Annotated in this window: 17 protein-coding genes; 15 read left to right on the top strand and 2 right to left on the bottom strand. The window is 71.8% G+C overall.

Annotated features, from left to right (window positions below):
• Nucleotides 1-116 precede the first annotated feature (116 nt).
• Entirely contained in the window at nucleotides 117-1,334 is a 1,218-nt protein-coding gene (ftsY, locus tag KME66_RS07500) for a signal recognition particle-docking protein FtsY (RefSeq protein WP_073213891.1), read from the top strand.
• Between the two features lie 87 nt (nucleotides 1,335-1,421).
• Here the strand turns inward: ftsY and KME66_RS07495 are convergent, their stop codons facing one another.
• On the bottom strand, nucleotides 1,422-2,069 hold the full coding sequence (locus KME66_RS07495; RefSeq protein ID WP_073213878.1) for a bifunctional DNA primase/polymerase: 648 nt from the start codon (nucleotides 2,067-2,069) through the stop codon (nucleotides 1,422-1,424).
• 428 nt (nucleotides 2,070-2,497) lie between these two features.
• Here KME66_RS07495 and KME66_RS07490 point away from each other — a divergent pair, with 428 nt between their 5' ends.
• The 5 genes from KME66_RS07490 to ffh all read left to right on the top strand — a co-directional run bounded on the left by KME66_RS07490 (nucleotide 2,498) and on the right by ffh (nucleotide 10,184).
• Nucleotides 2,498-3,973 (top strand): hypothetical protein, encoded by a 1,476-nt coding sequence (locus KME66_RS07490; RefSeq protein WP_073213875.1) that lies wholly within the window; start codon nucleotides 2,498-2,500, stop codon nucleotides 3,971-3,973.
• Nucleotides 3,974-4,343: 370 nt separating this feature from the next.
• Nucleotides 4,344-5,690 (top strand): ammonium transporter, encoded by a 1,347-nt coding sequence (locus KME66_RS07485; RefSeq protein WP_216320362.1) that lies wholly within the window; start codon nucleotides 4,344-4,346, stop codon nucleotides 5,688-5,690.
• Nucleotides 5,687-6,025, top strand: coding sequence for a P-II family nitrogen regulator (locus tag KME66_RS07480; protein ID WP_073213870.1), 339 nt, complete (start codon nucleotides 5,687-5,689; stop codon nucleotides 6,023-6,025). Before KME66_RS07485 ends, KME66_RS07480 begins: the two co-directional genes overlap by 4 nt.
• 29 nt (nucleotides 6,026-6,054) lie before the next feature.
• The gene (locus KME66_RS07475) at nucleotides 6,055-8,505 is read left to right on the top strand and encodes a [protein-PII] uridylyltransferase (RefSeq protein ID WP_216320360.1); all 2,451 of its coding nucleotides are present in this window, start codon (nucleotides 6,055-6,057) and stop codon (nucleotides 8,503-8,505) included.
• Nucleotides 8,506-8,636: 131 nt separating this feature from the next.
• Nucleotides 8,637-10,184 carry a signal recognition particle protein gene (gene ffh, locus KME66_RS07470; RefSeq protein ID WP_216320358.1) on the top strand — a complete coding sequence of 516 codons (1,548 nt, stop codon included), beginning with the start codon at nucleotides 8,637-8,639 and terminating at the stop codon, nucleotides 10,182-10,184.
• A gap of 84 nt (nucleotides 10,185-10,268) precedes the next feature.
• Here ffh and KME66_RS07465 read toward each other — a convergent pair whose 3' ends face one another.
• On the bottom strand, nucleotides 10,269-11,153 hold the full coding sequence (locus tag KME66_RS07465) for a methyltransferase domain-containing protein (protein ID WP_216320355.1): 885 nt from the start codon (nucleotides 11,151-11,153) through the stop codon (nucleotides 10,269-10,271).
• A 453-nt stretch (nucleotides 11,154-11,606) separates the two neighbouring features.
• Here KME66_RS07465 and KME66_RS07460 point away from each other — a divergent pair, with 453 nt between their 5' ends.
• The 9 genes from KME66_RS07460 to lepB (KME66_RS07420) all read left to right on the top strand — a co-directional run bounded on the left by KME66_RS07460 (nucleotide 11,607) and on the right by lepB (KME66_RS07420) (nucleotide 17,789).
• Complete coding sequence (locus tag KME66_RS07460) at nucleotides 11,607-12,200, top strand: hypothetical protein (RefSeq protein WP_047179038.1); 594 nt, start codon at nucleotides 11,607-11,609, stop codon at nucleotides 12,198-12,200.
• A 157-nt stretch (nucleotides 12,201-12,357) separates the two neighbouring features.
• On the top strand, nucleotides 12,358-12,798 hold the full coding sequence (gene rpsP / locus KME66_RS07455) for a 30S ribosomal protein S16 (RefSeq protein WP_006127898.1): 441 nt from the start codon (nucleotides 12,358-12,360) through the stop codon (nucleotides 12,796-12,798).
• A gap of 2 nt (nucleotides 12,799-12,800) precedes the next feature.
• Nucleotides 12,801-13,040 carry an RNA-binding protein gene (locus KME66_RS07450; protein ID WP_003965959.1) on the top strand — a complete coding sequence of 80 codons (240 nt, stop codon included), beginning with the start codon at nucleotides 12,801-12,803 and terminating at the stop codon, nucleotides 13,038-13,040.
• Nucleotides 13,041-13,157: 117 nt separating this feature from the next.
• A complete protein-coding gene (gene rimM / locus KME66_RS07445) occupies nucleotides 13,158-13,781 on the top strand; it encodes a ribosome maturation factor RimM (protein ID WP_253208254.1) in 624 nt (207 codons plus the stop codon).
• Entirely contained in the window at nucleotides 13,781-14,602 is an 822-nt protein-coding gene (gene trmD, locus KME66_RS07440; RefSeq protein WP_073213857.1) for a tRNA (guanosine(37)-N1)-methyltransferase TrmD, read from the top strand. Before rimM ends, trmD begins: the two co-directional genes overlap by 1 nt.
• A gap of 131 nt (nucleotides 14,603-14,733) precedes the next feature.
• Nucleotides 14,734-15,084 (top strand): 50S ribosomal protein L19, encoded by a 351-nt coding sequence (gene rplS, locus KME66_RS07435; protein WP_073213854.1) that lies wholly within the window; start codon nucleotides 14,734-14,736, stop codon nucleotides 15,082-15,084.
• Between the two features lie 66 nt (nucleotides 15,085-15,150).
• Nucleotides 15,151-15,921: a signal peptidase I gene (gene lepB, locus KME66_RS07430; RefSeq protein ID WP_216320352.1), complete on the top strand. Its 771-nt coding sequence runs from the start codon at nucleotides 15,151-15,153 to the stop codon at nucleotides 15,919-15,921.
• Nucleotides 15,914-16,990 (top strand): signal peptidase I, encoded by a 1,077-nt coding sequence (lepB, locus tag KME66_RS07425; protein WP_073215492.1) that lies wholly within the window; start codon nucleotides 15,914-15,916, stop codon nucleotides 16,988-16,990. The genes lepB (KME66_RS07430) and lepB (KME66_RS07425) overlap by 8 nt, the downstream gene beginning before the upstream one ends.
• Nucleotides 16,893-17,789: a signal peptidase I gene (lepB, locus tag KME66_RS07420; RefSeq protein ID WP_073213849.1), complete on the top strand. Its 897-nt coding sequence runs from the start codon at nucleotides 16,893-16,895 to the stop codon at nucleotides 17,787-17,789. The genes lepB (KME66_RS07425) and lepB (KME66_RS07420) overlap by 98 nt, the downstream gene beginning before the upstream one ends.
• The last annotated feature ends 43 nt before the right edge of the window (nucleotides 17,790-17,832 follow it).

Here is a 17,832-nt window from a genome sequence, read left to right as displayed (position 1 = left end):
AAGTGTAGGGGTGTCCGCCCGCATTGCGGCCAAAAGGTGCATAGGGGGCCCAGCGGATCGCCGGGGGCCGCCGGGGCAGCGCCTGTGCGACGGCCGTGGCCGATACTGGACGGGTTATGGAACTCGTCGAAATCGTCATCCTCGCTGTAGTCATCGCCCTGGTCGCTGTCGGCCTGGTCGGCGGGCTCGTGGTCGGCAGCCGCAAGAAGAAGCAGCTGCCGCCCCCGCCGCCGAGCACGCCGACCATCACCCCTCCCGCCGAACCGCAGGTCGGCGAGGAGGCCGAGACGCCGCGCGACGAAGCGCGGCGCACCATCGACGAAGTCGGCCTCCCGGACGCCACCGCGCCCGCGGAGGAGGCCCCGGTCGCCGAAGCCCCGGCTCCCGAGGCCCCCGCGCTGGAGGTGCCCGAGCCCACCGCCGGCCGGCTCGTCCGCCTGCGGGCCCGCCTCGCCCGCTCGCAGAACTCGCTCGGCAAGGGGCTCCTCACCCTGCTCTCCCGGGACAACCTCGACGAGGACACCTGGGAGGAGATCGAGGACACCCTCCTCACCGCCGACGTCGGCGTCGCCCCCACCCAGGAACTGGTCGAGCGGCTCCGCGAGCGTGTCCGCGTGCTCGGCACCCGTACGCCGCAGGAACTGCGCACCCTGCTCCGCGAGGAGCTGATCACCCTGCTCGGCCCGGACTTCGACCGCGAGGTCAAGACCGAGGGCGGCGCGGAGACCCCCGGGGTCGTCATGGTCGTCGGCGTCAACGGCACCGGCAAGACCACCACCACCGGCAAGCTGGCCCGGGTGCTCGTCGCCGACGGCCGCAGCGTGGTGCTCGGTGCCGCCGACACCTTCCGTGCCGCCGCCGCCGACCAGCTCCAGACCTGGGGCGAGCGGGTCGGAGCCCGTACGGTCCGGGGCCCCGAGGGGGGCGACCCGGCGTCGATCGCCTACGACGCGGTCAAGGAGGGCATCGCCGAGGGCGCCGACGTCGTCCTCGTCGACACCGCGGGCCGGCTGCACACCAAGACCGGCCTCATGGACGAGCTGGGCAAGGTCAAGCGCGTCGTCGAGAAGCACGGCCCGCTGGACGAGGTGCTGCTCGTCCTCGACGCCACCACCGGTCAGAACGGTCTCGTCCAGGCCCGGGTGTTCGCGGAGGTCGTGGACATCACCGGCATCGTCCTCACCAAGCTCGACGGCACCGCCAAGGGCGGCATCGTCATCGCGGTCCAGCGCGAACTGGGCGTACCGGTGAAGCTGATCGGCCTCGGCGAGGGTCCGGACGACCTCGCCCCGTTCGAGCCGGGCGCCTTCGTGGACGCCCTGATCGGCGACTGAAGCGCCCCGCGATCCGGCACGGCGGACGGGCGGCGGCTCCTGCGGGAGCCTGCCGCCCGTCCGCCGTTCGCGTGCCCGCTCCCGGCCCTACGAGCGGTGGCAGACGTACGCCAGGGTCCCCAGCAGCAGCCGCGCCTGCGGGGGCGCGGCCGCCGTGTCGAGCACCGGGGGCCGCAGCCAGCGGACCGGGCCGAGGCCGCCGAGGTCGGACGGCGGGGCGGTGATGTGCGTCCCCGGGCCGAGGGCCCGCAGATCCAGGCCCGCGTCGTCCCAGCCCATCCGGTAGAGCAGCTCGGGCAGTTCGGCGGCGGCCCCGGGGGCGACGAAGAACTGGGCCCGCCCGGCCGGCGTCACCGTGACCGGGCCCAGCGGCAGCCCCATGCGCTCCATCCGCACCAGCGCCCGCCGCCCGGCCTGCTCCGCGACCTCCAGGACGTCGAAGGAGCGGCCCACCGGCAGCAGCATCGCGGCGCCGGGGGTCCGGGCCCAGGCGTCCGCCGCGCGGTCCAGCCCGGTGCCCGCCGGGACCTCCCCGGCGAAGTCCAGGGGGTGGGCGCCGGGGGAGGGGCACACCGGATCGCCGCACGAGCAGGAGCCGGCCGCGGCCCGCGCCCCGGGCGCCACCGCCCAGCCCCACAGTCCTGTGTACTCGGCCACCGCCGTGCCCTCGGTGCCGCGGTGGCGTCGCCGCGCACCGGATCGCATCTCCCGGATGCCGCCGATCGTGAAGCCCATGCCCCCTCCAACGGGTACGGCTCGCCGGTGGTTACGGAACGCTTGGCTCGGGTAACCCTCCGTCGCTGCAACTCGATCGAGTGGCGTGCTCGGTGGTACGGCAGGGAGTGCGACACGGTGTGCGCGCTCCCGAGTGCCCCCGTGCGCTCGCCCTCGGTTCGGATTCCTCAAGTCAAGCGCGCGCGGCGGCAGTCGGGTTCATTCGAAGGGGTGGCGAATGGTGGCGTTTCCTCAATCCCCCTCGCGGGAGGGGTGATCGTAGGATTACCGTCGGTACACGAACTCTGGGAGTATGTGCACCCGCGGGTATGCCGCAGGCAACCCGGTTTCCTGTTCGAGGGCATCCAACTCCCGTACGGACAGCACCGATGCACGGCATTCTGATAATGGTTCGCGCGATGAGGTTTCAGCGGGATGGGGGCGTTCCAGTGAGTGGCAGCGGCGCAGGCGACACGGATGCCGGAAAGCGTCCCAACGAGCAGTTGGGCTCGTGGTTCGTGCGCAGTGGCTGGTCCAAGGGCGAGCTGGCCCGCCAGGTCAACCGGCGGGCCCGGCAGATGGGCGCCTCCCACATCAGCACCGACACCTCCCGGGTGCGCCGCTGGCTCGACGGCGAGCAGCCGCGCGAGCCGATCCCGCGCATCCTCTCCGAGCTCTTCTCGGAGCGCTTCGGCTCCGTCGTCGCCGTCGAGCAGCTCGGACTGCGCACGGCCCACCAGTCACCCTCGGTGGCCGGGGTCGACCTGCCCTGGGCCGGCCCGCAGACCGTCGCCCTGCTCAGCGAGTTCTCCCGCAGCGACCTGATGCTCGCCCGGCGCGGCTTCCTCGGCAGCTCGCTGGCGCTGGCCGCCGGGCCCGCGCTCATCGAGCCGATGCAGCGCTGGCTGGTGCCCGTTCCCGTGCAGGGGACCGGTGAGCCGGAGGCCCCGGCCGCCGACCACCGCCCCTCCCGGCTGTCCCGGCCCGAGCTGGACCTGCTGGAGTCGACCACCGCGATGTTCCGGCAGTGGGACGCCCAGTGCGGCGGCGGACTGCGCCGCAAGGCCGTCGTCGGACAGCTGCACGAGGTCACCGACCTGCTCCAGGAGCCCCAGCCGGGTCCCACCGCCCAGCGGCTCTTCCGCTGCGCCGCCGAGCTGGCCGAACTGGCGGGCTGGATGAGCTACGACGTCGGCCTCCAGCCCACCGCCCAGAAGTACTTCGTGCTCGCCCTGCACGCCGCCAAGGAGGCCGGTGACAAGCCGCTCGGCAGCTACATCCTCTCCAGCATGAGCCGCCAGATGATCCACCTGGGCCGCCCCGACGACGCCCTGGAGCTGATCCATCTCGCGCAGTACGGCAGCCGCGACTGCGCCACCTCCCGTACGCAGGCCATGCTGTATGCGATGGAGGCCCGCGCCTACGCCAACATGGGGCAGCCCAGCAAGTGCAAGCGGGCCGTCCGGATGGCCGAGGACACCTTCCTGGACGCCGGCCTCGACGGCGAGCCCGAGCCCGACTGGATCCGCTTCTTCTCCGAGGCCGAGCTGAACGGCGAGAACGCCCACTCCTACCGCGACCTGGCCTATGTCGCCGGCCGCAGCCCCACCTACGCCTCGCTCGCCGAGCCCGTCATGGAGAAGGCCGTCGAACTGTTCGGCGAGGACGACGAGCACCAGCGCTCCTACGCGCTCAACCTCATCGGCATGGCCACCGTCCACCTCCTCCAGCGGGAGCCGGAGGAGTCCACCGTGCTCGCCGGGCAGGCACTGAAGATCGCCAAGAAGGTCCGCTCCGAGCGGGTCAACACCCGCCTGCGCAAGACCGTCGACACCGCTGCCAGGGACTTCGGCGATGTCGCCGACGTCGCCCGGCTCACCGAGCTGCTCCACGAGCAGCTGCCGGAGACCGCCGAAGCGGTCTGACCGGCACCCGAGGCCCCGGCCGCGGCGCCCCTTCCGTACACCCCGACTCGGCTCCCCCATCGCCTGGTCACACGGAGGGTCGCCGTGGCCGGTTTCCTGCTTTCCGGCCCCAGGAACGGGCCCTCGGGCGTTTCAACCGCACCGTATGCGGCGTGCGCTGCATGGTAGGCAGGGCACCGGACGCGCCACCCCCGATTCATTCGGCCGTAACACGCGATCCCTCTTCGTCACGTTCGCGAAACATCGTGCGGCATCCCATGAAACGGCCCTCCGTCAACCTCGTGGCTCATAACCGGCCCGCACCTGTTCCCCAGTGGTCCCGCAGCATTCCCCCGCACGCCGCGGCCGCTCCGACGACGAGGAGACGCCGATGCCCCCAGGCATCACGACGCTTGCCGCAGACGCCCCCGAGCTGTCTGCCGCCAACACCGGGTTCATGCTCATCTGCTCGGCCCTGGTGATGCTCATGACCCCCGGCCTGGCCTTCTTCTACGGAGGCATGGTCCGGGTCAAGAGCACCCTCAACATGCTGATGATGAGCTTCATCAGCCTCGGGATCGTCACGATCCTCTGGGTGCTCTACGGGTTCAGCATGGCCTTCGGCTCCGACATCGGCTCGGTGGTCGGCTGGAGCGGCGACTACGTCGGACTCAGCGGAATCGGCCTCAACGAACTCTGGGACGGCACCACCATCCCGGTCTACGTCTTCGCCGTCTTCCAGCTGATGTTCGCCATCATCACCCCGGCCCTGATCAGCGGCGCGCTCGCCGACCGCGTGAAGTTCACCGCATGGGCGCTGTTCATCGTCCTGTGGGTCACCGTCGTCTACTTCCCCGTCGCCCACTGGGTCTGGGGCTCCGGCGGCTGGCTCTTCGAGATGGGCGTCATCGACTTCGCCGGCGGTACGGCCGTCCACATCAACGCCGGTGCCGCCGCCCTCGGCGTCATCCTGGTCATCGGCAAGCGCATCGGCTTCAAGAAGGACCCGATGCGGCCGCACAGCCTGCCGCTCGTCATGCTCGGCGCGGCCCTCCTCTGGTTCGGCTGGTTCGGCTTCAACGCCGGATCGTGGCTCGGCAACGACGACGGCGTCGGCGCGGTCATGTTCCTGAACACCCAGGTCGCCACCGCCGCGGCCGTCCTCGGCTGGCTCGCCTACGAGAAGCTGCGCCACGGCTCCTTCACCACCCTGGGCGCCGCCTCCGGCGCGGTCGCCGGCCTGGTCGCCATCACCCCCGCGGGTGGTTCCGTCTCCCCGCTGGGCGCCATCGCGGTCGGCGCCATCGCCGGTGTCGTGTGCGCCATGGCGGTCGGACTCAAGTACAAGTTCGGCTACGACGACTCCCTGGACGTCGTCGGCGTCCACCTCGTCGGCGGCATCATCGGCTCCATCCTGGTCGGCTTCTTCGCCACCGGCGGCGTCCAGTCCGACGCCGCGGGCCTCTTCTACGGCGGCGGTGTGGACCAGCTGGGCAAGCAGGTCGTCGGTGTCGTCGCGGTCCTCGCGTACTCTCTCGTCGTCTCCGCCGTCATCGCCCTGGCGATCCACAAGACGATCGGGATGCGGGTCTCCGAGGACGAGGAGATCTCCGGCGTCGACCAGGCCGAGCACGCCGAGACGGCGTACGACTTCAGCGGCACCGGCGGCGGCACGGTCTCCCGTACCACCGCCCCCGACACGACGGCAGCACCGAAGGCAAAGAAGGTGGACGCATGAAGCTCATCACCGCGGTCGTGAAGCCCCACCGGCTGGACGAGATCAAGGAGGCCCTCCAGGCCTTCGGAGTCCAGGGGCTCACCGTCACCGAGGCCAGCGGTTACGGGCGGCAGCGCGGCCACACCGAGGTCTACCGGGGCGCCGAGTACACCGTCGACCTGGTCCCCAAGATCCGCATCGAGGTCCTCGTCGAGGACGAGGACGCCGAACAGCTCATCGAGGTCGTCGTCAAGGCCGCCCGGACCGGCAAGATCGGTGACGGCAAGGTCTGGAGCGTTCCGGTCGACAGCGCCGTCCGGGTACGGACCGGCGAACGCGGCCCGGACGCCCTCTGACCGACGGCCCACGAACGGAAGGCAGCTGGGTGACGCGTACCGAAGTGACCACCGAAACCGAAGGCACGGGACCCAGCGGCTACGCGGCGGCCCGGCTGCGCCTCCTCCAGCAGGAGGCGCGGTCCGGGCCGCCGCGCCGTGCGGCCCTCGCCCGCCTCACCGACGCATGGCTCACCGGCCTGTTCACCGCCGCCGCGACCCGGGCCGGGGTGCGGGGCGCCGCCCTCGTCGCCGTCGGCGGCTACGGCCGCGGCGAGCTCTCCCCGCGCAGCGACCTCGACCTGCTCCTCCTGCACGACGGCAGCGCCGCCCCGGCCGCCGTCGCCGCCCTCGCCGACGCCCTCTGGTACCCGGTCTGGGACCTGGGCCTGGCCCTCGACCACTCCGTACGCACCCCCGGCGAAGCCCGGAAGACGGCGGGCGAGGACCTCAAGGTCCAGCTCGGGCTGCTCGACGCCCGGCCGGTCGCCGGAGACCTCGGCCTCGCCGCCGGCCTGCGCACCGCGATCCTCGCCGACTGGCGCAACCAGGCCCCCAAGCGGCTCCCCGCCCTCCACGAGCTCTGCCGGGAACGCGCGGAACGGACGGGCGAGCTCCAGTTCCTCCTGGAACCCGACCTCAAGGAGGCCCGCGGCGGTCTCCGCGACGCCACCGCCCTGCGCGCGGTCGCCGCCTCCTGGGTCGCCGACGCCCCGCGCGAAGGGCTCGACCGGGCCCGCCGCACCCTCCTCGACGCCCGCGACGCCCTCCACCTCACCACCGGGCGCGCCACCGACCGGCTCGCCCTCCAGGAACAGGACCAGGTCGCCGCCTCCCTCGGTCTCCTCGACGCCGACACCCTGCTGCGCCAGGTCTACGAGGCCGCGCGGACGGTCTCGTACGCCACCGACGTCACCTGGCGTGAGGTCAACCGGGTGCTGCGCGCCCGCTCCGCCCGCCCCCGGCTCCGCTCGCTGCTCGGCGGCGCCAGGCCCGCCCCCGAGCGCACCCCGCTCGCCGACGGCGTGGTGGAGGCGGACGGCGAAGTGGTCCTGGCCCGCGCGGCCCGCCCCGAACGCGACCCGGTCCTCACCCTGCGGGCCGCCGCGGCCGCCGCCGAGGCAGGACTCCCGCTCTCCCGCCACCTCGTACGCCACCTGGCGGCCACCGCCCGGCCGCTGCCGGTCCCGTGGCCCCCCGAGGCCCGCGAGGAACTGGTCACCCTGCTGGGCGCGGGGGAGGCGACCGTCGGCGTCTGGGAGGCGCTCGAAGCGGAGGGGATCATCACCCGCCTGCTGCCCGACTGGGAACGCGTTCACTGCCGCCCCCAGCGCAACCCCGTCCACACCTGGACCGTCGACCGGCACCTCGTGGAGACCGCCGTCCGCGCCGCCTCCCTCACCCGCCGCGTCCACCGCCCCGACCTCCTCCTGGTCGCCGCCCTCCTGCACGACATCGGCAAGGGCTGGCCCGGCGACCACTCGGTCGCGGGCGAGGTCATCGCCCGGGACATGGCGACCCGGATCGGCTTCGACCAGCACGACGTGGGCGTCATCGCCACCCTCGTACGCCACCATCTGCTGCTCGTCGACACCGCCACCCGGCGCGACCTCGACGACCCCGCCACCGTGCAGGCCGTCGCCGGGGCCGTCTCCACCGCCTCCACCCTGGAACTGCTGCACGCCCTCACCGAGGCCGACGCGCTCGCCACCGGCCCCGCGGCCTGGTCCGCCTGGCGCGCCTCCCTCGTCGCCGACCTGGTCAAACGGGTCGGAGCCGTGCTCGCCGGGGAGTTCCCCGACGAGCCCGACGAACAGGCCCCCAGCGCCGAGCACGAACGCCTCGCCGTCGAGGCCCTGCGCACCGGCGAACCCGTCCTCGCCCTGCACACCGAGCCCGGGGAGCCCGCCGGGGACGGCGCGGTGGAACCCGTCGGCGTCGAACTCCTCATCGCCCTGCCCGACCGCCCCGGCGTCCTGCCCGCCGCCGCCGGTGTCCTCGCCCTGCACCGCCTCACCGTGCGCGCCGCCGATCTGCGCGCGGTGGAGCTGCCCAACGAGGTGGGGGAGCGGGCGGACCTGCTGCTGCTCAGCTGGCGGGTCGCGGCCGAGTACGGGTCCCTCCCGCAGGCATCGCGCCTCCGCGCCGACCTCGTACGCGCCCTCGACGGCTCCCTGGACATCCGGGCCCGCCTCGCGGAACGGGAAGCCGCCTATCCGCGCAGGCGGGGCGTCAAGGCCCCGCCGCCCCGGGTCACCGTCGCCGCCGCGGGCTCCCGGCGCGCCACGGTCATCGAGGTCCGCGCCCAGGACGCCCCGGGCCTGCTGCACCGCATCGGCACCGCCCTGGAAGGCAGCGCCGTACGCGTGCGGAGCGCCCACGTCTCGACCCTCGGCGCCAACGCGGTGGACGCCTTCTACGTCACCGGGACCGACGGTGAACCGCTCTCCCCGGGCCGGGCCTCCGAGGTCGCCCAGGAGGTCGAGAAGGCCCTCGGCTGACGCGGAGGACGCTGCTGTGCGGCCCTCGCCCGGCACCGGATCCGGGCGAGGGCTTGGTGTTCTCCGGGGGACGGATACCCTGGAGGGCGACTGACCTGCCCCGCCCCCGACCCTGAGGACCGACGAGCGCCGTGTTCGATACTCTCTCCGACCGCCTTAGCGCGACTTTCAAGAACCTCAGGGGCAAGGGCCGCTTGTCCGAGGCCGACATCGACGCCACGGCACGCGAGATCCGTATCGCCCTGCTGGAAGCCGACGTCGCCCTGCCCGTGGTCCGGGCCTTCATCGCCAACGTCAAGGAGCGGGCGCGCGGCGCCGAGGTCTCCCAGGCGCTGAACCCGGCCCAGCAGGTCGTCAAGATCGTCAACGAGGAGCTCGTCGCCATCCTCGGCGGCGAGACCCGGCGGCTGCGGTTCGCCAAGACCGCGCCCACCGTGATCATGCTCGCCGGTCTCCAGGGCGCCGGTAAGACGACGCTGGCCGGAAAGCTCGGCCTCTGGCTCAAGGGCCAGGGCCACTCCCCGCTGCTCGTCGCCTGCGACCTCCAGCGCCCCAACGCCGTCAACCAGCTGAGCGTCGTCGCCGAGCGCGCCGGCGTCGCGGTGTACGCCCCCGAGCCGGGCAACGGCGTCGGCGACCCGGTCCAGGTCGCCAAGGACTCCATCGAGTTCGCCCGGGCCAAGGTCCACGACATCGTCATCGTCGACACCGCGGGCCGCCTCGGTATCGACCAGGAGCTGATGCAGCAGGCCGCGGACATCCGCGACGCCGTCAGCCCCGACGAGATCCTCTTCGTCGTCGACGCGATGATCGGTCAGGACGCGGTCAACACCGCCGAGGCCTTCCGCGACGGCGTCGGCTTCGACGGTGTGGTCCTCTCCAAGCTCGACGGCGACGCCCGCGGTGGTGCGGCCCTGTCGATCGCCCATGTCACGGGCAAGCAGATCATGTTCGCGTCGAACGGCGAGAAGCTGGAGGACTTCGACGCGTTCCACCCGGACCGGATGGCCTCCCGCATCCTCGACATGGGTGACCTCCTCACCCTGATCGAGCAGGCGGAGAAGACGTTCAGTCAGGAAGAGGCCGCCAAGATGGCCTCGAAGCTCCAGTCGAGCAAGGGCGGGAAGGACTTCACCCTCGACGACTTCCTGGCCCAGATGGAGCAGGTCCGCAAGATGGGCTCCATCTCCAAGCTCCTCGGGATGCTGCCCGGCATGGGGCAGATCAAGGACCAGATCAACAACATCGACGAGCGCGACATCGACCGCACCGCCGCGATCATCAAGTCGATGACGCCCAAGGAGCGCGCCGAGCCGACGATCATCAACGGCTCGCGCCGGGCCCGTATCGCCAAGGGTTCGGGCGTCGAGGTCTCCGCGGTCAAGAGCCTGGTGGAGCGCTTCTTCGAGGCCCGCAAGATGATGTCGAAGATGGCCCAGGGCGGCGGCATGCCCGGGATGCCGGGGATGCCCGGCATGGGCGGCGGCCCCGGTCGGCAGAAGAAGCAGGCCAAGCAGGCCAAGGGCAAGCGCAAGAGCGGCAACCCGATGAAGCGCAAGGCCGAGGAGCAGGCCGCGGCCGCCCGGCGTGAGCAGGCGGCCCAGGGCGGCGCCTTCGGCCTTCCCGCCCAGGACGGCAAGGACTTCGAGCTCCCGGACGAGTTCAAGAAGTTCATGTAGCGCGCATGCGCCGTCGATGCGGCGCACGCGGATGAGGGGCGCCCTCGCGCGAGGGCGCCCCTCATCCGTACGGCACGCGTGCCCTCAGGTCACGCAGACCAGATAGCGGAAGACGTTCGGCATCCACACCGTGCCGTCCTCCCGCCGGTACGGATGCAGGGCTTCCGCGATCTCCTTCTCCACCTGGGAGCGGTCCGTGGCCCGCACGGCGGCGTCGAAGAGCCCCGTGGACAGCAGTCCGCGCACCGCACTGTCCACGTCCGCGTAACCGAACGGGCAGGACACCCGCCCCGAACCGTCCGGCTTCAGCCCGGCCCGCGCCGCCACGTCCTCCAGATCGTCCCGCAGGGTGGGCCGCCATCTCCCGGGCTCCGCACGCGGCGGACGCGCGGTGTCCGCCAGCCGGGCGGCCACCTGGAGCACCGCGGCCGTGGCGCAGCGCTCCGGCGGGCCCCAGCCGGTCAGCACCACCGCCGCGCCCCGGACGGCCAGCGGCACCGTCGCGCGGAGCGCCGGCACCAGCCCCTCGGAGTCCCCGGCCACACAGCCGATCGGCTCGAAGACCGTGATCAGGTTGTACGGAGCGCCGTCCGCACCGACGGGCGCGGGACCCCCCTCCTCCAGCAGCCGGGCCCGACGCCGGGCCGGATGCGGGGAGTGCGCGGGCGCGTCGTCCCAGCCCGCGTCGGGCAGCAGCCGTGCGCGGGCCAGCGCCAGGCGCTCCCGGTCGGAGTCCACACCCGTGACGTGCGCCCCCCGGGCCGCCGCGACGAGCATCGCGAGGCCCGAACCGCAGCCGAGGGACAGCATCCGGGTGGCGGCCCCGACTTCCATCCGGTCGTACACCGCCTCGTGCAGCGGCGCGAGCATGCGTTCCTGGATCTCGGCCCAGTCGCGTGCGCGGGTACCGGCGTCCGCCGGGGCGGAGGCGTCCGCGCCCAGCTGAGTCCGGACGAGCGTTGGTGTCATGGAAAGTGCCCCAATCCGCCAAGAGGTCGGTCGTGCCCGAGTGGACGTCCCCCGTGTGCGAGTGTTCCGCACCCCCGTAGCCAGAGAACTGCGCATCCGCCGTTCCGTCCAGGGGGTGTGGAGCAGTGCTTGCGTGCCCCGGCCGTGCGCCCCGTCCCACGTCTGCTCTGGGACCAGTTTGACCCGACACCCCGCGCCGGGCACGTCGAGCGGAGGGGAGGGTAGTCTTCCGGGCGGATTCGTCAGGGCCGCGAGCCGGGCGCACTCCTCACATCCGAAGCCGCCGGGCGCTCCGCACGCTGTGCACCACCTTGGTGCGAGCTGTGCCCCTTCTCCGCAGTTCTGCGTACCCGCCCTCGTCCGGACGCATCAAGGACAACTGACTGGTACGTGCAAATTATTTGGGATGCCCCGGAATAGGAACACCGGAGCACTCGGGCTCGTTGTCACGACGTGAGCACGACACCACCTGTACTCGCCGCAGAGCTGGCACAGGCGTGGGCCGACATTCAGCGGTACCACCCCGAGCTGCCCGATCTTGCCGCGCCAGAGTCCCTGATCGGAGAGTCCTCGTCCGCCTGTGGCGCCGAGCTCTCCTTCGAGCGACTGCTCCACGAGGCAGTCCACGGCATCGCCGCCGCGAGAGGAGTCCGAGACACGTCCCGCGCCGGCCGCTACCACAACCGACGCTTCCTCGCGATCGCCGAGGAGCTGGGCCTCGATCATGCCGAGGAACCCCACCCCAGCAGCGGATTCTCCCTGGTCACGCTGAATCCGGAAGCCAAGCGCCGGTACCGTCCGACCACCGAACGGCTGCAGCGCGCCCTCAAGGCGCACACCGTCGCCACCGCCGCCGACACCAAGCGCTCCTTCCGCGGACCTGCCGCCCGGCACGGTTCCTCCGGGGGCGGCGTGCGGGTCAAGGCCGTCTGCGACTGCGGACGCAACGTCCGCGTCGTCCCGTCGGTCCTGGCGCAGGCGCCGATCGTCTGCGGCGGCTGCGGCAAGCCGTTCCGGATCCCGGACGCGGCGGTCGCGGTGGGGTGAGCCGACGGGGTGTGGCACAATGGCTAGCTGTACTCGACAGCCGCACAGGACCCCTCTCTCCTCCGGCTGACGCGTCCATCGGGCACACGAGTACCGCAACCCCACGTGGCATCTTCGTTGTGCCCAACCACGTCAGAGACCAGGAGACACCACTTCCGTGGCAGTCAAGATCAAGCTGAAGCGTCTGGGCAAGATCCGTTCGCCTCACTACCGCATCGTCGTCGCCGACTCCCGTACCCGCCGTGACGGCCGGGCCATCGAGGAGATCGGCCTGTACCACCCGGTGCAGAACCCCTCGCGCATCGAGGTCAACTCGGAGCGTGCGCAGTACTGGCTGTCCGTCGGCGCCCAGCCGACCGAGCCGGTTCTCGCGATCCTGAAGCTCACCGGTGACTGGCAGGCCCACAAGGGTCTCCCGGCCCCCGCGCCGCTGCTGCAGCCGGAGCCCAAGGCTGACAAGCGCGCGCTGTTCGAGGCGCTGTCCGCGGACGGCGACGAGGCCAAGGGTGAGGCCATCACCCCCAAGGCCAAGAAGTCCGACAAGAAGGCGGACGAGGCGGCTGACGCTGCCGAGTCCACCGAGTCGACCGAGGCCTGAGCATGCTCGAGGAGGCTCTCGAGCACCTCGTGAAGGGCATCGTCGACAACCCCGACGACGTGCAGGTTGCCGAGCGCACCCTGCGTCGCGGGCGCGTGCTGGAGGTCCGGGTCCACCCCGACGACCTCGGCAAGGTGATCGGCCGCAACGGCCGCACCGCTCGCGCCCTGCGTACGGTCGTGGGTGCCATCGGCGGCCGCGGTATCCGTGTCGACCTCGTCGATGTGGACCAGGTTCGCTGATCAGCGAGTTGAACACCGGCCAGGGCCGGGGAGGGCCTTCGGGCCGTCCCCGGCCTTTGTCGTCGGCCATCCGGACGTTTCCCCTCCCCGTCCGCACCCCATCAATCGGAGAACAGCGTGCAGTTGGTAGTCGCGCGGATCGGCCGCGCCCACGGCATCAAGGGCGAGGTCACCGTCGAGGTACGAACGGACGAGCCGGAGCTCCGGCTCGGCCCCGGTGCCGTCCTGGCCACCGAACCGGCGGCGACGGGGCCGCTGACGGTCGAGGCGGGCCGGGTCCACAGCGGCCGGCTCCTGCTGCGCTTCGAGGGCGTACGCGACCGCACCGCCGCCGAGGCGCTCCGTAACACCCTGCTGATCGCCGAGGTGGACCCGGACGAACTGCCCGAGGAGGAGGACGAGTTCTACGACCACCAGCTGATCGACCTCGACGTGGTGCTCGCCGACGGTACCGGGATCGGCCGGATCACCGAGATCTCCCACCTGCCCTCGCAGGACCTGTTCATCGTGGAACGCCCCGACGGCAGCGAGGTGATGATCCCCTTCGTCGAGGAGATCGTCACCGAGATCGACCTGGAGGAGCAGCGCGCGGTCATCACCCCGCCGCCCGGTCTGATCGACGAGAGCGAGGCCGTGATCGCCTCCTCCCGCGACGAGGAGAGCGGTGAGCCGTGCGGGGGCGCCACCTCCGGCGAGGCACCCTCCGGGGACACGCACGAGACGCTTAAGGGCGATGCCTGATGCGGCTCGACGTCGTCACGATCTTCCCGGAGTACCTGGAACCGCTGAACGTCTCCCTCGTCGGCAAGGCCCGTGCCCGCGGCGTGCTGGACGTCCACGTCCACGACCTGCGGCAGTGGACGTACGACCGGCACAACACCGTCGACGACACTCCCTACGGCGGCGGACCCGGCATGGTCATGAAGACCGAGCCCTGGGGCGACGCCCTGGACGCGTCCCTGGCCGACGGCTACGAGGCCGGGGCCCACTCCCCGGTCCTCGTCGTGCCCACGCCCAGCGGCCGGCCGTTCACCCAGGAACTGGCCGTCGAACTCTCCGCCGAACCCTGGCTGCTCTTCACCCCGGCCCGCTACGAGGGCATCGACCGCCGGGTGATCGACGAGTACGCCACCCGGCTGCGGGTCGTCGAGGTCTCCATCGGGGACTACGTGCTGGCCGGCGGGGAGGCGGCCGTCCTGGTGATCACCGAAGCCGTGGCCCGGCTGCTGCCCGGTGTCCTCGGCAACGCCGAATCCCACCGGGACGACTCCTTCGCCCCGGGCGCGATGGCCAACCTCCTGGAGGGACCCGTCTACACCAAGCCGCCCGAGTGGCGCGGCCGGTCCATCCCGGACGTCCTGCTCAGCGGCCACCACGGCAAGATCGCGCGCTGGCGGCGGGACCAGGCCTTCGCCCGCACCGCCCTCAACCGCCCCGATCTGATCGAGCGGTGCGAGGCGAGCGCCTTCGACAAGAAGGACCGCGAGATCCTCTCCATCCTCGGCTTCGCACCGGAGCCCGGCGGCCGATTTTGGCGCAGGCCCACCGCCGTGGAAGAATAGGCCGCTGCTGTTCGCCCGGCGTGCGCCCCTGCCACAGGGGGAAAGACGCCCGCCCGACGCGACCGGCGCTCCGAACTCTTCCACGACATTCCCGTCGATGACCTGTGGCATCGGCGAAGAAAGCAGAAATCATGGCTTCCCTGCTCGACGAGGTCAACGCCGCGACCCTGCGGTCGGACGTCCCGGCGTTCCGTCCCGGTGACACCGTCAACGTCCACGTGCGCGTGATCGAGGGCTCCCGCTCCCGTATCCAGCAGTTCAAGGGCGTCGTCATCCGCCGCCAGGGCGCGGGCGTCAGCGAGACCTTCACGGTCCGCAAGGTCTCCTTCTCCGTCGGCGTCGAGCGCACCTTCCCGGTGCACAGCCCGATCTTCGAGAAGATCGAGCTCGTCACCCGCGGTGACGTCCGCCGCGCCAAGCTGTACTTCCTCCGTGAGCTGCGCGGCAAGGCCGCGAAGATCAAGGAGAAGCGCGACAACTGAGCTGTCGCCCGGTCATCCCCCTGCGGGTGACCCGTCCACAGCCTGGCCGGATAAGCTTCGGCCGCGATGGACACGCAAGCAGAGCAATCGGAGCGCGACCGCTCCCCGGAACCCGACGCGGGCGCCGGGGGGAGGTCGCGCTTCTCGCGTACGCGGGCCCGCATCGCCTCCGTGCTGTCCTGGCGGCGGGTGCTCACCGGGGCCGTCCTGGCCACCGTCGCCCTGCTGCTGTTCAGCTCCTACGTGGTCCAGCCCTTCCTGATTCCCAGCCGCTCCATGGAGCCCACGCTGCGGGTCGGGGACCGGGTCCTGGTGAACAAGCTGGCGTACCGTTTCGGCGCCGAGCCCGAGCGCGGTGACGTGGTGGTCTTCGACGGCACGGGCTCGTTCGTACGGGAGGATCCCGACGCGGACCCCCTGACCGGGCTGGTGCACGGGGCGGCGGCCTCCCTCGGGCTCGCGGACCCGGCCGACACCGATTTCGTCAAGCGGGTGGTGGGTGTGGGCGGTGACCGCGTCGTGTGCTGCGACACGCGGGGGAGGCTCGCGGTCAACGGCACGGTGGTGGACGAGCCGTACCTGTACCCCGGTGACACCGCCTCCCGGGTGCCCTTCGACATCGTGGTCTCCTCCGGCACCCTGTGGGTGATGGGGGACCACCGCAGCCGCTCCAGCGACTCCCGGGACCACCTCGGGTCGCCCGGCGGCGGGATGGTCCCCGTCGAGCGGGTCACCGGCCGGGTGGACTGGCTGGGCTGGCCGCCCGCCCGGGTCGGCTCGCTGACCGGGACCGGCGCCTTCGGTGACGTACGGACGCCTGGCGCGGCTCATGGGTAACCGCGGACGCCCGCGCGGCGCATCCGACCCCCGCGCGTCCCTGCCGACCGGGACCAGGCCGACCGGGCCTCGTCCGCTGCCCACCCGGGCGGAGCGCCGCAGGCTCGCGAAGAAGGTCCGGCGCAAGCGCCGCAGGTCCGCGGTGAAGGAGATACCCGTCCTCGTCGTCGCGGCGCTGCTGATCGCGCTCGTCCTGAAGACGTTCCTGGTCCAGGCGTTCGTCATCCCGTCCGGATCGATGGAACAGACCATCCGGATCGGCGACCGGGTGCTGGTCGACAAACTGACCCCGTGGTTCGGTTCCCGGCCGCAGCGCGGCGACGTCGTGGTCTTCAAGGACCCCGGCGGCTGGCTCCAGCACGAGAACCCCGGCGAGAAGGAGGACCCGCCGATCGGTGTCAAGCAGGCCACCGAGCTGCTGACCTTCATCGGGCTGCTGCCGTCCGACGACGAGCAGGACCTGATCAAGCGGGTCATCGCGGTCGGCGGCGACACCGTGAAGTGCTGCGGCGAGGACGGCCGGGTCACCGTCAACGGCGTACCGCTCGCCGAGACGTACCTCCACCCCGGCGACCGGCCCTCGGCCATCTCGTTCGAGGTGAAGGTCCCCGAGGGGCGGATCTTCGTCATGGGGGACCACCGGTCCGACTCCGCGGACTCCCGTTTCCACCTCGACGAACCCGACCGGGGCACGGTCGCCGAGGACGAGGTCGTGGGGCGGGCCGTCGTGATCGCCTGGCCGTTCGGTCACTGGAGCACCCTGGAGGAGCGCGACACCTTCCGCGCGGTCCCGGACTCGCGCGCATCGAAGGCCGAGGCCGGGGCACCGTCGAATAGTGTGGCACCTCCGGATCGCGACGGAATGGTCCGGCTCCCGACCCCTGCGGAACTCCCGCTCGTTATGGGAGTGGTGGGCCTGCGTCCGATGGGGCGCGGGCAGTGGTACGTACTGAGGAGTGGATGTGGGGGATTTGGCGGTCGGCGCACGATCCGGACACGACGAACCCGAGGACCGGCCGGAGCACGACGAGTCTCCCGCGGGCGGGGCGGCGGTCCCGCCGGAGGGTGAGGGCGACGCCGCGGGCGGCGGTCCGCCCCCGAAGGGCAGGAAGCAGCGCTCCTTCTGGGTGGAGCTGCCGTTGCTCGTCGGTATCGCCCTGATCCTGGCGCTGCTGATCAAGACGTTCCTGGTGCAGGCGTTCTCGATCCCCTCGGACTCCATGCAGAACACGCTGCAGCGGGGCGACCGGGTGCTGGTCGACAAGCTGACCCCGTGGTTCGGCGCGGAGCCGGAGCGCGGCGAGGTCGTGGTGTTCCACGACCCGGGCGGCTGGCTGGAGGACACCGTGACTCCGGAGCCCAACGCGGTCCAGAAGTTCCTGAGCTTCATCGGCCTGATGCCGTCCTCCGAGGAGAAGGACCTGATCAAGCGGGTCATCGCGGTCGGCGGCGACACCGTGGAGTGCAAGGAGAACGGCCCGGTCACGGTCAACGGCAAGAGCCTGGACGACAAGTCGTTCATCTTCCCGGGGAACACCCCGTGCAACGACAAGCCCTTCGGGCCGATCGAGGTGCCCGAGGGACGGATCTTCGTCATGGGCGACCACCGGCAGAACTCCCTGGACTCGCGCTACCACCAGGAGCTCCCGGGCCAGGGCACGGTCTCCAACGACGAGGTCGTCGGCCGCGCCGTCGGCATCGCCTGGCCGCTGAACCGCTGGGCGACCCTGCCGGTCCCCGACACCTTCGACCAGCCGGCTCTGAACGCGGCCGCCGCGATGGCGCCGACGGCACTGGGCGTAGCCGGAGCGGTGCCCCTCGTGTTGTGGCGCCGCCGGAGGCTGACCGCGCGGCGTACCGCCGGGTAGGGTGCCGACTCGGATCAGCGATTGTCGATCTCCGACGGGGGAG

The organism is Streptomyces sp. YPW6 (assembly GCF_018866325.1).
Lineage (GTDB): Bacteria > Actinomycetota > Actinomycetes > Streptomycetales > Streptomycetaceae > Streptomyces.
This window is presented reverse-complemented; position numbering and strand designations above follow the sequence as displayed.